Below are 615 nucleotides of genomic sequence, written 5' to 3'. Positions count from 1 at the left end.
TGAAGACGACATTCGCCGAAAATTCGCGATTAAACTCACAAATTTTACCTTAGCCTGATCACCACCAGTGAAAGTGGCCATCAGTCTATCTTTCTATCACATACCCAAATTTTTAAAGAACGATCTAGCCAAAGACTAGAAATCAACATTCACCATCGTCACGATGGAATGCTCATTTCTAAGCTTTCAACAAACAGAAGCAGTAGTGGTGGAGCCAAACGGGATCGAACCGTTGACCTCCTGCGTGCAAGGCAGGCGCTCTCCCAGCTGAGCTATGGCCCCGTATTTCTACAGGCGTTTCCCACACAAAATTGGTGGGTCTGGGCAGATTCGAACTGCCGACCTCACCCTTATCAGGGGTGCGCTCTAACCAACTGAGCTACAGACCCAATTTCGAGCTACTAAGGCCGACCTCACCCTGCTCTTAACCACGAAGCATGGGGTGCGCTCTAACCAACTCAGCTACAACCTGATACAGGCTGCTTCTTTATCGTCTTCTTCAATGAATCAAGCAATTCGTGTGGGAACTTATGGAGCAGCTGATGTCGTCGATTAAGGAGGTGATCCAGCCGCAGGTTCCCCTACGGCTACCTTGTTACGACTTCACCCCAGTCA

The 615-nt window shown here is 48.9% G+C and carries 2 tRNA genes and 1 rRNA gene; all 3 read right to left on the bottom strand.

Features of this window, described 5'->3' with window-relative positions:
• Positions 1-206 precede the first annotated feature (206 nt).
• A tRNA-Ala gene (locus tag IB250_RS28485) sits at positions 207-282 on the bottom strand.
• A gap of 30 nt (positions 283-312) precedes the next feature.
• Positions 313-389, bottom strand: a tRNA-Ile gene (locus tag IB250_RS28480).
• A 164-nt stretch (positions 390-553) separates the two neighbouring features.
• Positions 554-615: ribosomal RNA gene (locus IB250_RS28475) — 16S ribosomal RNA — on the bottom strand; the annotation flags it as partial.

The organism is Pseudomonas sp. PDM09, assembly GCF_014852305.1.
GTDB lineage: Bacteria > Pseudomonadota > Gammaproteobacteria > Pseudomonadales > Pseudomonadaceae > Aquipseudomonas.
This window is presented reverse-complemented; position numbering and strand designations above follow the sequence as displayed.